This window comes from uncultured Sphingomonas sp. (assembly GCF_964243315.1).
Lineage (GTDB): Bacteria > Pseudomonadota > Alphaproteobacteria > Sphingomonadales > Sphingomonadaceae > Sphingomonas.
In genome coordinates this window covers 36,321-48,728 of the sequence record NZ_CAXTEM010000009.1, presented here as the reverse complement: position 1 = coordinate 48,728, position 12,408 = coordinate 36,321, and the positions used below count along the sequence as shown (strand labels likewise).

The 12,408-nt window shown below is 67.4% G+C and carries 15 protein-coding genes; 9 read left to right on the top strand and 6 right to left on the bottom strand.

The features are described from left to right. Positions 1-10: 10 nt before the first annotated feature. The 4 genes from ACFE77_RS04935 to ACFE77_RS04920 form a co-directional block, all read right to left on the bottom strand. Positions 11-592 (bottom strand): NADPH-dependent FMN reductase, encoded by a 582-nt coding sequence (locus ACFE77_RS04935; protein WP_375420514.1) that lies wholly within the window; start codon positions 590-592, stop codon positions 11-13. 64 nt (positions 593-656) lie between these two features. Further along, entirely contained in the window at positions 657-1,823 is a 1,167-nt protein-coding gene (locus ACFE77_RS04930) for a serine hydrolase (protein ID WP_375420513.1), read from the bottom strand. A gap of 110 nt (positions 1,824-1,933) precedes the next feature. Further along, positions 1,934-3,508: an L-aspartate oxidase gene (nadB, locus tag ACFE77_RS04925; RefSeq protein WP_375420546.1), complete on the bottom strand. Its 1,575-nt coding sequence runs from the start codon at positions 3,506-3,508 to the stop codon at positions 1,934-1,936. Positions 3,509-3,518: 10 nt separating this feature from the next. Next, the gene (locus ACFE77_RS04920; protein ID WP_375420512.1) at positions 3,519-4,442 is read right to left on the bottom strand and encodes an ABC transporter ATP-binding protein; all 924 of its coding nucleotides are present in this window, start codon (positions 4,440-4,442) and stop codon (positions 3,519-3,521) included. A gap of 98 nt (positions 4,443-4,540) precedes the next feature. Here ACFE77_RS04920 and ACFE77_RS04915 point away from each other — a divergent pair, with 98 nt between their 5' ends. Both ACFE77_RS04915 and tldD read left to right on the top strand, forming a co-directional pair. Further along, a complete protein-coding gene (locus ACFE77_RS04915; RefSeq protein ID WP_375420511.1) occupies positions 4,541-4,774 on the top strand; it encodes a zinc-finger domain-containing protein in 234 nt (77 codons plus the stop codon). Positions 4,775-4,793: 19 nt separating this feature from the next. After that, complete coding sequence (tldD, locus tag ACFE77_RS04910) at positions 4,794-6,221, top strand: metalloprotease TldD (RefSeq protein WP_375420510.1); 1,428 nt, start codon at positions 4,794-4,796, stop codon at positions 6,219-6,221. Positions 6,222-6,276: 55 nt separating this feature from the next. Here tldD and ACFE77_RS04905 read toward each other — a convergent pair whose 3' ends face one another. Further along, a complete protein-coding gene (locus tag ACFE77_RS04905; RefSeq protein ID WP_375420509.1) occupies positions 6,277-6,546 on the bottom strand; it encodes a post-segregation antitoxin CcdA in 270 nt (89 codons plus the stop codon). Between ACFE77_RS04905 and ACFE77_RS04900 the strand changes: the two genes are divergently transcribed. From ACFE77_RS04900 to ACFE77_RS04885, 4 genes are all read left to right on the top strand, one after another. Then, positions 6,530-7,078 (top strand): pyridoxamine 5'-phosphate oxidase family protein, encoded by a 549-nt coding sequence (locus ACFE77_RS04900; RefSeq protein WP_375420508.1) that lies wholly within the window; start codon positions 6,530-6,532, stop codon positions 7,076-7,078. The two genes, ACFE77_RS04905 and ACFE77_RS04900, sit on opposite strands and share 17 nt — an antisense overlap. Beyond that, the gene (locus tag ACFE77_RS04895; RefSeq protein WP_375420507.1) at positions 7,075-7,278 is read left to right on the top strand and encodes a DUF2007 domain-containing protein; all 204 of its coding nucleotides are present in this window, start codon (positions 7,075-7,077) and stop codon (positions 7,276-7,278) included. The genes ACFE77_RS04900 and ACFE77_RS04895 overlap by 4 nt, the downstream gene beginning before the upstream one ends. Positions 7,279-7,420: 142 nt before the next feature. Then, complete coding sequence (locus tag ACFE77_RS04890; RefSeq protein WP_375420506.1) at positions 7,421-7,759, top strand: P-II family nitrogen regulator; 339 nt, start codon at positions 7,421-7,423, stop codon at positions 7,757-7,759. A 10-nt stretch (positions 7,760-7,769) separates the two neighbouring features. Then, positions 7,770-9,188, top strand: a complete 1,419-nt coding sequence (locus ACFE77_RS04885) for an ammonium transporter (RefSeq protein ID WP_375420505.1) — start codon at positions 7,770-7,772, stop codon at positions 9,186-9,188. A gap of 98 nt (positions 9,189-9,286) precedes the next feature. Here ACFE77_RS04885 and ACFE77_RS04880 read toward each other — a convergent pair whose 3' ends face one another. Further along, positions 9,287-10,378 (bottom strand): alkene reductase, encoded by a 1,092-nt coding sequence (locus tag ACFE77_RS04880; RefSeq protein WP_375420504.1) that lies wholly within the window; start codon positions 10,376-10,378, stop codon positions 9,287-9,289. A gap of 70 nt (positions 10,379-10,448) precedes the next feature. On the opposite strand from ACFE77_RS04880, the gene ACFE77_RS04875 reads away from it, so the two are divergent. The 3 genes from ACFE77_RS04875 to ACFE77_RS04865 all read left to right on the top strand — a co-directional run bounded on the left by ACFE77_RS04875 (position 10,449) and on the right by ACFE77_RS04865 (position 12,408). Next, complete coding sequence (locus ACFE77_RS04875; RefSeq protein WP_375420503.1) at positions 10,449-11,414, top strand: DMT family transporter; 966 nt, start codon at positions 10,449-10,451, stop codon at positions 11,412-11,414. Next, positions 11,414-12,067, top strand: coding sequence for a COQ9 family protein (locus ACFE77_RS04870; RefSeq protein ID WP_375420502.1), 654 nt, complete (start codon positions 11,414-11,416; stop codon positions 12,065-12,067). The genes ACFE77_RS04875 and ACFE77_RS04870 overlap by 1 nt, the downstream gene beginning before the upstream one ends. Positions 12,068-12,135: 68 nt before the next feature. Next, on the top strand, positions 12,136-12,408 hold the full coding sequence (locus ACFE77_RS04865; RefSeq protein ID WP_375420501.1) for a ferrous iron transport protein A: 273 nt from the start codon (positions 12,136-12,138) through the stop codon (positions 12,406-12,408).

Here is a 12,408-nt window from a genome sequence, read left to right as displayed (position 1 = left end):
GCCCGATCCGTCAGTTCGTCGCAAGCGGTGCGAAACGGGCGACCTGGCGCCCGATCAAGGCAAGCTGCTCGACCACCGCGGGATCGCTCGCGCCGCCCTCGTCGTCGAATTTGGTGATCTGGGTGTTGATCGCCGCGGCGAACGGCGTCGGCCAGCCGCGCAGCGCGTGGACGATCGACCGCAGCGCCGCGATCGTCGACCCCGTCGCCTGCCAGCCATAAGCGGTCGCGATCAGCCCGACCGGCATGTCCGCCAGATACGGCCGGTCGTCGCGCGCCGTATCCTCCAACAGGTCGAGCGCGTTCTTGACCACGCCGGAGATGCTGCCGTGATAGCCAGGGCTGGCGATGATCACCGCCGACGCCGCGCGGATCGCGTCGACGAACGCGCGTTCATGCTCGTTGCGGTCGCTGCACTTGGGATCGTAGAGCGGCAACCGCGCCATATCGGCGCCGCCGAACATCCGCGTCTGGAAGCCTTCGCGCTCCGCCGCGTCGAGCGCGATCCGGAGCGCGCGTTCGGTCGACGAGACACCGCCGATGGTACCGCCGATGCCGACGACGAGCGGAAGGTGAGCGGTGGAAGCGGCCATCACGGCGCGATAGCGCGGTCGCCGCGCCGACGCCAGCACGCCGCAAGCAACGAGGTGCGATCGCTCAGGGGGCTGGCGACGTCGTCGCAGCCGTCGCCGCGACGGGAACCGACGCGCCCGCACCGCTGCGGCTCGACCCGGCGTAGCTCGCGACCGCGGCGGCGACTCCCTGGATCAGCTGCTGGCGCTCGCGAATAGGTCGGCGAGTGTCGCCGATCATCACCGCCAGCGCATAGCGACGACCGTCGGGCGCGGTCAGCAATCCGACATCGTTGAACCCCGCATTGCGACCGCCGAGATCCTGTCCCGTCCCGGTCTTGTGCGCGATGCGCCAGCCCCCCGGCAGCGCCGCGCGCAGCCGCGCCCGCCCGGTCACCGATGCGCCCATCGTGTCGAGCAGGATTCGCGTCGAGGTCTCCGACAGGATCTCGCCGCGCGCGAGCCGCGCCAGCGCGTCCGCGATCGCGATCGGCGCGGCGCCGTCGGGCGGATCCGCGATGTAGGCGTCGAGCGCGGCGCTGCGTACCGCCGGCGACAACCGCGATCGTGCATTCTCGAACCCGCCCGCGCTGGCGTAGCTCTGGTTCCAGGTCAGCCCCGCGGTCTTCGCCTGGAGCAGCCGTTCGCCAGGGCCGAAGCGAATGTCGCCGAGCTGCTTGCGCTCGATCATCGACCGCACCGCTGCGGGGCCGCCGACGACGGTGAGCAGACGATCGTTGGCGGTGTTGTCGCTATGCGTCAGCGCGCGGCTGAGCAGGTCGCCGACGGTGGTGCGATACCCTTCGCCCTTCACCAGATACGCGATCGGCTGGTGGAACAGCGTCAGGTCCTGCGCGCGGACCAGCACGGGCTGATCGAGGCGGATCTTGCCCTGGTCGCGCAGGTCGAGCAGCGTCATCGCCACCCATAATTTGCTGACCGACTGCTGGGGCAGGCGCTGGCGCGCGCTGGCCTGCACCGTCCAATTCTCGTCGACCGCGCGGATCGCGATCCCGAACTTGCCCTGAAAATTACGCGCGAGCGTCGCGATCGTCGCGCTCAGTTGCGGCGGGGCAGGGTGGATGGCGCGGGGCGCCACCGCGGGCACCGCGATCGATACGGTGGGGACGGGGACGCTCGGGATCGGCGCGCCGGCATAGGAACCGGGTCGCGAGGTCGACCCGCATCCGGGGAGGCCGCTCGCCAGCAACGTGATGAGGGAAAGATGGCCGACATGGCCTGGTGAAATCATGATCTAACAACGCCCCGCCGGCCCACGGTGATCCTTATCCACGGATTCGATGAACGAAACCCGTTATTTACGCCGCTGCGGCGAAGTGCGTCCGCGGTGCGCCGAAACGCTTACGGGACGAGGATCGTATCGATCGCTTCTGCCGCAAGCTCGGGATAATCGAGCGTGAAATGCAGCCCCCGGCTTTCGTGGCGGTGGAGTGCGGACCGCACGATCAGCTCGGCGGTCTGGATGAGGTTGCGCAACTCGATCAGGTCGGGCGTCACGCGGAAATGACCGTAATAATCGTCGACCTCACCCGACAAGAGTTTGATCCGGTTCTGCGCGCGTTCGAGCCGCTTGGTGGTGCGGACGATGCCGACGTAATTCCACATGAAGCGGCGGATCTCGGTCCAGTTCTGCTTGATCACCACTTCCTCGTCGGAATCCGTAACGCGGCTCTCGTCCCAGGCCCGGATCGCGGGCACGGCGGGCAGGTCGTCCCAGTTCGCGGCGATGCTCTTCGCGGCCGCTTCGCCGAACACGAAGCATTCGAGCAGCGAATTGGACGCGAGCCGGTTGGCGCCGTGCAGCCCGGATTCGGTACACTCCCCCGCTGCATAGAGCCCGGGCAAGTCGGTACGACCGTCGCGATCGATGACGATGCCGCCGCAGGTATAATGCTGCGCGGGCACCACCGGGATCGGCTGCGTGGTCATGTCGATGCCGAGCCCGATCAGCTTCTCGTGGATGTTCGGGAAATGGCCGCGGATGAAGTCGGCGGGCATGTGGCTGATGTCGAGATGGACGTAATCGAGCCCGTAGCGTTTGATCTCGGCATCGATCGCGCGCGCGACCACGTCGCGCGGCGCCAGTTCCGCCCGCGGATCGAGATCGGGCATGAAGCGATGCCCGGTATTGGGGTTCTTCAGCTGCCCGCCTTCGCCGCGAACCGCCTCGGTGATCAGGAAGTTCTTGACCTCGAGATTGTACAGGCAGGTCGGGTGGAACTGCATGAACTCCATGTTCGCCACCCGCGCGCCCGCGCGCCACGCCATCGCGATGCCGTCACCGGTCGCGCCCCGCGGTGCGGTCGAGAACAGATAGGTCCGCCCCGCGCCGCCGGTCGCCAGGATCGTGGCGCGCGCGGTGTAGAGGTTGACGCGCCCGCTGACCCGGTCGACCGCGTACACGCCCCAGACCCGGCCCGCGCCCGAATAGCGTTCCTCGTGACGCCCGGTGACCAGGTCGATCGCGACCTGATCGGGCACCAGGGTGATGTTGGGATGCGCCTCCGCGGCCTTTTGCAGCGCGTCCTGCACCGCCCAGCCGGTCGCGTCGGCGACGTGGACGATACGGCGATGCGAATGCCCGCCCTCGCGGGTCAGGTGGAGCACCTCGCCGTCCATCGCGAACGGCACGCCTAGTTCGGTCAGCCGCGCGATCGCGGCGGGCGCGCCCTCGACCACGAATTCGACGATGTCGCGATCGTTGAGTCCGGCGCCCGCGACCATCGTGTCCTCGACATGATTGTCGAACGTGTCGCCGGGTTCGAGCACTGCGGCGATCCCCCCCTGCGCCCAGCTGGTCGATCCGTCGTCGAGCGCACCCTTGGCGAGCACCGTCACGCGAAACCGGTCGGCGAGATTGAGCGCGGCCGTCAGCCCCGCCGCACCCGATCCGACGATCAGCACATCGGTCTGCATCGTTCCGGCGTCAGCCATTGGCGGCGCGGGTCAGGCTCAGGAACACGTCCTCGAGATCGGGCTCGCGGGTGGAGACATCGACGATGCCGAGCCCGTCGCGCGTCACCGCGGCGAGCACCTCGCCCGCATTGACCCGGTCCTTCTGGTAGGTGATCTCCAGCACGCGCTCACCGCGCAGCACGATTTTCTCGAAGCATGCGGCTTGCGGTGCGGCGGTCAGGTCGCGATCGACGGTCACCGCCACCACCTTCTCGCGCGCACGCCCGACCAGTTCGCGAGTCGGTTCGTTGGCGATCAGGCGACCATTGTTGATGATCGCGATCCGGTCGCACAATTGCTCGGCTTCCTCGAGATAATGGGTGGTCAGCACGACCGTCACGCCCTGAACGTTGAGCTCGCGGACATAGGCCCAGAGCTGCTGGCGAAGCTCGATGTCGACGCCGGCGGTCGGCTCGTCGAGCACCAGCACCGGCGGGGAATGCACCATCGCCTTGGCGACCATCAGCCGCCGCTTCATGCCCCCCGACAGGGTCCGCGCATAAGCGTTGGCCTTGTCCTCCAGATGCACCGCGCGCAGCAGTTCGAGCGAGCGCCGCTCCGCCTTCGGCACGCCGTACAGGCCCGCTTGGATGTTGAGCGTCTCGACGGGCGTGAAGAACGGATCGAACAGGATCTCTTGGTTGACGATCCCGATCGACGCCTTGGCGTTGCGCGGGTGCTCGTCGATGTCGAAGCCCCAGATCGCCGCACTGCCCGCAGTCTTGTTGACCAGTCCCGCCAGGATGTTGATCAACGTCGACTTGCCCGCACCGTTCGGCCCGAGCAGCCCGAATATCTGCCCCCGCGGCACGTCGAAGGTGACGTCGTCGAGCGCGCGTTTGCCGCCCGCATAAGTCTTGCACAGCTGCTGGATCGAGATTGCCGCTTCGGTCATCGCCGCGGGATACGCCCATGAAAGGATCGCGCAACCAATTCCTACGCGCCTTGCGCGGAGCGATTGCGGCTCATGCCCCGCCTTGCTATCGCGCGCCGATGATCCCGCCCCCCGAAACCAGCCGCGTCTCGCAGCCTCGTGTCGCCTGCGACGGTGCTACCGACATTCCCGGCGGCGCCGCGCTCGGCCATCCGCGGGTCTGGTTACAGATCGACGAGACCGGCTATGTCGATTGCGGCTATTGCGACCGACGCTTCATCCTGATCGGCGGTGCCGCAGACGGCGCCGACCAGGCCGCGTTGCGCGATCATGGGGATGGCGCGGGGCGCTGAGCCGCCTATATCGGCGGGCATGACCGCAGCAGCAGATCCCCGCTCGTTTCTCTATCGCGACCAACTGACCCCGGAGGCGGCGCAGGCGCTGACCGCCGCCGCGCTGGGCGCCGCCGATGACGGCGAACTCTACCTCCAGTACAAGAAGTCGGAAGCGTTCGGCTTCGACGACGGCCGGCTGAAGACCGCGAGCTACGATACGAACGCCGGTTTCGGGCTGCGCGCGGTGTCGGGCGAGATGACCGCCTTCGCGCACGCCAACGAACTGAGCGAAGCTGCGATCAAGCGCGCGGCGGAGACGATGACGCTGATCGAACCCGGCAAGGGTGCGAAGGCGAGCGCCCCGCAAGGCACCAACCGCCACCTCTACACCGCCGCCGATCCGCTCGATCTCGTGCCGTTCGCGGACAAGGTGAACCTCTGCCAGACGATCGACGCCGCTGCGCGCGCGCGCGACCCACGCGTCGCACAGGTCTCGGTCGGCTTGTCGGGCACCTGGGGCGTGGTGGAGATCGTCCGCGCCGACGGCTTCGTCGCGACCGATGTCCGCCCGCTGGTCCGGCTCAACGTCCAGATCGTGGTCGAACGGAATGGCCGGCGCGAAACCGGCACCTTCGGGATGGGCGGGCGCTATCTGTACGATACGCTGTTCGAGCCCGCGACCTGGAACCGCGCGATCGACGAGGCGCTGGCGCAGGCGCTGGTCAACCTCGATTCGGTCGCTGCGCCCGCGGGCGAGATGACCGTGCTGCTCGGGCCGGGCTGGCCGGGGATCGTGCTGCACGAGGCGATCGGCCATGGCCTGGAGGGCGACTTCAACCGCAAGGGCACCAGCGCCTTCTCCGGCCGGATCGGCGAGCGCGTCGCCGCGCCGGGCGTCACCGTGGTCGACGACGGATCGATCCAGGACCGCCGCGGCTCGCTCAGCATCGACGACGAGGGCACGCCGACCGGCGAGACGATCCTGATCGAAGACGGCATTCTAAAGGGCTATATGCAGGACCGCCTCAATGCGCGCCTGATGGGCGTCGCCCCGACCGGCAACGGCCGCCGCGAAAGCTTCGCGCATGCCCCGATGCCGCGGATGACCAATACCTTTATGAAGGCCGGCAACGACGATCCCGCAGAGCTGCTGTCGCGGGTCAAACGCGGGATCTTCGCCAAGAGCTTCGGCGGCGGGCAGGTCGACATCGTGTCGGGCAAGTTCGTGTTCTCCTGCACCGAGGCGTACATGGTCGAGGACGGCCGGATCGGCGCGCCGATCAAGGGCGCGACGCTGATCGGCGACGGCCCGACCGTGCTCACCAAGGTGCTCGGCATCGGCAACGACTTTGCGCTCGACGAAGGCATCGGCGTCTGCGGCAAGGGCGGGCAGAGCGTCCCGGCGGGCGTGGGCCAGCCGACGCTGCTGGTCGGCGGGCTGACGATCGGCGGGACCGCGGTCTGAGGGGAGCGTGGGGCTGATGAGATTTCAACTGGTGCGGTGAACGCCGAGCCAGACATCAGAACCGGCGGTAGCGGGCGAGCGGGAGGCCGTCTCCCTCCTGCCTCTGCGCAGCCGGCACCTTCTTCGCGGCGGCGCGTAGCGCAATTTTGCTGATCTGCGACGGGTTCAAACCTGCATTGCGGCCCGCAGCCCCGATCCCGATATCGAGCCGCGGATTGACCCGTTTGCGCTTGCCGGTGGCGGACCGATAGTGCTTGATGATCGAAGGCCACGCACATGGATGATGCGCGACGAAAAAGGGTGCTGCCGTGCAGTTCTTCCCCACGCTGACTCAGGATCACCGCGGCTTTATCGCCCGGCAACCGGTGTTCTTCGTCGCGACCACGGCGGCCGGGGCGCGGATCAACCTCAGCCCGAAGGGCATGGACAGCTTCCGCGTGCTCGACGATACCCGCGTCGCCTACCTCGACGTCGGTGGATCGGGGAACGAGACCAACGCGCATCTCGGCGCCGACGGCCGCATTACGATCATGTTCTGCGCCTTCGATCGGCCCGCGCTGATATTCCGCATCTATGGCCAGGGTGTCGCGGTGTTGCCGCAGGATGACGGCTGGGCCGATCTTTACGCCCGCTTCACGCCGCTGCCCGGCACGCGGCAGATCTTCGTGATCGACATCGACGAGGTGCAGACCTCGTGCGGCTGGGGCGTACCCTTCATGACCTTGGAGCGTGAGCGCACCACCCTCAGCAAATACCATGCCGCGAAGACCGACGAGGAACGGCTGGAAGGCTATGCCGATCACACCCGCAGCATCGACGGCCTTCCGATCCGCAATCCCACCGCCACGCCCGCATGAGCCTCGTCGAACTCGGCCGGTTCAGCCGTAACGAGGCGCATATACTGGTCGGCCGGCTTGACAGCGAGGGCATCGACGCGATCGCCTTCGATGGCGAAGCGTCGATCGGCGACGGCAGCTACCTGCTGATCCCGGTGCGCGTGATGGTCGATGACGAGGATATCGACGCCGCGCGGCAGATCGTCGCTGACGCTGCCTGAAAAACGGGCAGTCGATGTGCGCTGCACCATAATTAGCCGGCTTGCGGCGGTCTGTACCTCCGCCAGCGGGTAAAACCCCTTCGTTCCGCATCTGGCACGATCGTTGCGACGTTGCCTCCCGGGACAAGAAAGGGGGGCGCCGGTGAAGCTGGTTATCGCGATCATCAAGCCATTCAAGCTCGACGAGGTGAGGGAAGCTCTCACCACCTTGGGCGTGGCGGGAATGACAGTCACCGAGGTGAAGGGGTTCGGCCGTCAAAAGGGCCAGACCGAGATCTACCGCGGCGCGGAATACAGCACCAACATGGTGCCGAAGATCAAGATCGAGGTGGTCTGCGCCGCCGATCTTGCCGACCGAGTGGTCGAGGCGATCCAGGCATCGGCGAACACCGGCGCGATCGGCGACGGCAAGATCTTCGTTCTCGACGTCGGGCAGGCCGTGCGGATCCGCACCGGCGAAACCGACGATACGGCGCTTTGAGGGGGGTAAGATGAAGCAAGCGATCAAGATTGCCGGCGGTCTCGCGCTCGGCGCCGCCGCCGTCGCGGCGATGCCCGCCTGGGCACAGGGGGCGGCCACCGCGCCCGCGACACCGTTCGTGGCGACCGCGGCGATGGTCAACAAGGGCGACACCACCTGGATGCTGATCTCGTCGGCGCTGGTGCTGATGATGTCGGTGCCCGGCCTGGCGCTGTTCTACGGCGGCCTGGTCCGTACCAAGAACATGCTGTCGGTGCTGATGCAGGTGCTGATGATCGTGTGCGTCGCCAGCCTCGTCTGGGTCTGCTGGGGCTACAGCCTGGCGTTCACCGCGGGCAATCCGTTCATCGGTGGCCTTTCCAAGGCGTTCCTGAAGGGCGTCGACGCGACGACCCTGGCGGCGACCTTCTCCAACGGCGTGTACATTCCCGAATACGCCTATGTCGTGTTCCAGATGACCTTCGCGTGCATCACGCCCGCGCTGATCGTCGGTGCGTTCGCCGAACGGGTGAAGTTCACACCGTTGATCATCTTCGTGGTGGCGTGGCTGACGATCGTCTATTTCCCGATCGCGCACATGGTCTGGTACTGGGCGGGCCCGGATTTCCTACCCAACCAACCCGGCGACTATGGCTATCTCTACGGCAAGGGCGCGCTCGATTTCGCTGGCGGCACCGTGGTCCACATCAATGCGGGTATCGCAGGCTTGGCCGGTTGCCTCGTGATGGGCCGTCGCTTGGGCTACAAGAAGGAGCCGATGCCGCCGCATTCGCTGACAATGACCATGATCGGCACCTCGCTGCTGTGGGTGGGCTGGTTCGGCTTCAACGCCGGTTCCAACCTGGAAGCCAATGGCGTCACCGCGGTCGCCTTCATCAACACCTATGTGGCGACCGCTGCCGCGGCGGTGTCGTGGGCGGTGATCGAACAGATCGTCCACAAGAAGCCCTCGCTGCTCGGCGCCGCGACCGGCGCGGTCGCAGGGCTCGTCGCGATCACCCCGGCGTCGGGTTTCGCCGCACCGATGACCTCGATCGTGCTCGGCCTGTTGGTGTCGCCGGTCTGCTTCTTCTTCGTCACCACGGTGAAGAACAAGCTCGGCTATGACGACACGCTCGACGTTTTCGGCGTCCATTGCATCGGCGGCATCTTCGGTGCGCTCGGCACCGCGATCGTCGCCGATCCCGCGCTCGGCGGGCAGGGCTGGTTCGACTATACCGTGACGCCGGCGATCGCGGGCACGTACGACATGGGCGCCCAGCTGATCACCCAGATCCAGGCAGTGGGGATCACCCTGCTCTGGTCCGGTCTGGTCTCGGCCGCGCTGTTCTTCCTGCTCGACAAGACGATCGGCCTGCGCCCGACCGCCGAAGTCGAGAGCGAGGGCCTCGACATCAACGAACACGGCGAACGCGCCTATAATTACTGAGTTCGGGGGCGGGTGCGCCCGCCCCCCCAAGACGTTCCTCCTGCGGACAACCTTGAGCCCGGTGCGGAAACGCACCGGGCCTTTTTCGTTACGCCGCTCTACGCCGCCTGCTGCTCGTCCAAAGCCGGATAATCGACATAGCCCTCGGGTCCCTGGCTGTACCAGGTGCGCGGGTTGCTATCGTTAAGCGGTGCGTCGCGGCGCAGGCGCTCCGGCAGGTCGGGGTTGGCCAGGAAGGTGCGGCCGAACGCGATCGCGTCCGCCACGCCCGAATCGATCACCGCCTGGGCGTCGGCCGCGGTGGTGTAATCGGAATTCAGCACCAGCACGCCCTTGAACACCTTGCGTATCGCCGGGCTCAGCTTCGGCACGTCGGTCTTGCCGAAGGTGCCGTCGGGGCCGGGTTCGCGCAGCTCGAGGAACGCGATGCCGAGATCGGACAGCACTTGCGCCGCCGGCACGAACACCGATGCCGGATCGCTATCGTCCACGCCTTGCGAGTCGCCGTTGGGCGACAGCCGCACGCTGGTCCGCCCCGCGCCCGCGACCGAGATCACGCGCTCAGTGACTTCGCGGAGCAGGCGGATGCGGTTTTCCGGCGAACCGCCATAGGCATCCTCGCGGAAGTTGGCGCCGTCACGCAGGAATTCGTCGATCAGGTATCCGTTCGCGGCGTGGATCTGCACGCCGTCGAACCCGGCGGCGAGCGCATTGCGGGTCGCCAGCTCGTAATCGTCGAGCAACCGCGGGATCTCATGCAGTTCGAGCGGCCGTGCGGTCTCGAAATCCTGCTTGCCCTCATAGGTGTGCGCCTGCCCCGCGGTCGCGGTCGCCGACGACGATACCGGCTGCCCGCCGATCACCGACGAATGGACCTGACGGCCCATATGCCACAATTGCGCGACGATACGCCCGCCCGCGGCATGTACCGCCGCGGTTACCGGCTTCCACGCCGCGACCTGCGCATCGGTCCACAGCCCCGGTGCGAACGGCCAGCCCAGCCCCTCGCGGCTGATCCCGGTGGCTTCGCTGATGATCAGCCCGGCGCTCGCCCGCTGTGCATAATAATCGACCATGATCGGGGTCGGCACCGCGTCCCGGTCCGCGCGGCCGCGGGTGAGCGGGGCCATCAGAATGCGGTTGGGCGCGTGAACGTCGCCGAGGTCGATCGGGTCGAATAGGCTGGGCATGGAGAACGGCTTCCTTGCAAATGGTGAGGCACTGGCCTGACGCAGCGGAGATAGGACGCTAAGGGACGGCATGCACGAGCCGACCCCGACAAGTTTTTCTGTGGCTGCGGCAAGCGACCCGGTTTCTTCACCGGACGCGCCGATCCCCGGCACGCCGCCCGCCTTCGCGTTCGTAGCGGTGATCGCCGCCAATATCGCGCTCGGCTTCGGCCCGTGGTTCGTACGCCTCGCCGACACCGGTCCGGTCGCCGCCGGCTTCTGGCGGATCACGCTGGCGATCCCGGTGCTGGTCGCCTTCGCCGTGGCGAGCGGGGCGCGCCCGACGCGGCTGGCCCCCGGTCTCTGGCTGGTCCTCATCGGCGGCGGCATCTTCTTCGCCGCCGATCTCGCCAGCTGGCATCTCGGCATCCTGCGGACCACGCTCGGCAACGCCACCCTGTTCGGCAATTCGGCGACGTTGATCTTCCCGATCTACGGGTTCCTCGTCGCCCGCGCCTGGCCGACGCGGGTCCAGGCGCTGGCGCTGGCACTTGCGGCACTGGGCGGCGGATTGCTGATGGGGCGGTCCTACCAGCTCGATCCGCGGCATCTCGCGGGCGATCTGCTCTGCCTGCTCGCGGGGCTGCTGTACGCGGTCTATTTTATCGCGATGTCGCGCGCGCGCGACGTGATGGCGCCGCTGCCCGCGCTGGCGCTATCGACGATCGCCAGCGCGCTGCCGTTGCTCGCATTCGCGTGGATGCTCGGCGAGCGGATAGCTCCGCAGGATTGGACCGCGTTGATCGCGCTCGCGCTGGTCAGCCAGATCATCGGGCAGGGGCTGATGATCTACGCGCTCGGCCGCCTGCCGCCGCTGGTGATCGGTATCGCGCTGCTGGTGCAGCCGATGGTCGGCGCGACGCTCGGCTGGATCGAATATGACGAACGGCTCGGCCTGATCGATCTGGTTGGCGGCGGGCTCGTCGCGGCGGCGTTGGTGTTGGTACGGCGTGGCCGGGTTGCGCCCGCGCTGGCGAGGGAGCAGGAGCAAGCGTGATGACCGAGGATCTGACGCTAGACGAGGTTCGCACGCGGATCGCAGCCGATATCGCCGCCAATGCCGCGTTCGACGGCTGGGGCGATGCGGCACGCGATCTCGCGGCGGAGATGGCGGGGATCGATCGCGACATCGCCGCGCTGGCCTTCCCCGGCGGCGCGGTCGATATGATCGACGCCTGGTTCGCCGCGATCGACACGGCGATGGTTGCCGCGCTGCCCGCCGAGACGCTCGCGACGATGAAGATCCGCGAGCGGATCCGCGCGATGGTCGAGGCGCGACTCGATGCCGCGGCACCGATGCGCGAATCGCTGCGTCGGGCGGTCTCGATCCTGGCGATGCCGCAGAATCTGGGTCGTGGCGCGGCGCTCGGCTGGCGCACCGTCGACCTGATCTGGGCTCGTGCGGGCGACACCGCGACCGACTACAACCATTATACCAAGCGCGGCATCCTGTTCGCGGTGTACGCGTCGACCCTTACCGTGTTCCTCGACGACGACAGCGAACAGCACGCGGACACCAGCGCGTTCCTCAACCGGCGGATCGACGGCATCATGCGATTCGAAAAAGCCAAGGCGGGCTTCCTCGCGCGAGTCGAGCACCGCCCCAGCCTGTCGCGCTTCGTCGGGCGGCTACGCTACCCCGCGATCTGAACAACCTCCTGCACGACGGACAAGATTCCTCTATCCGGCGGGATCAGTTACTGATAATCAGTCGCATCATGGATATGTCGCGACGCATCGTCCCCGCCGTCAGCCTCGAATCGCTCCCGCGCCGCCAGAGTGGCGTGGTCGCGTCGATCGATTGGTCGCGGCTTGCGGATCCCGAAGCGCGGCGGCTGCGTGAACTCGGCTTCGACGAGGGCGTCGCGGTCGAGGTGTTGCACCGCGCCACGCTCGGCAGCGGTCCGATCGCGTGCCGGATCGGCCGGATGACGGTGGCGTTGCGCCGCGTCGTCGCCGGTGCGATCCACGTCGCCCCCGCCGCCGGATAG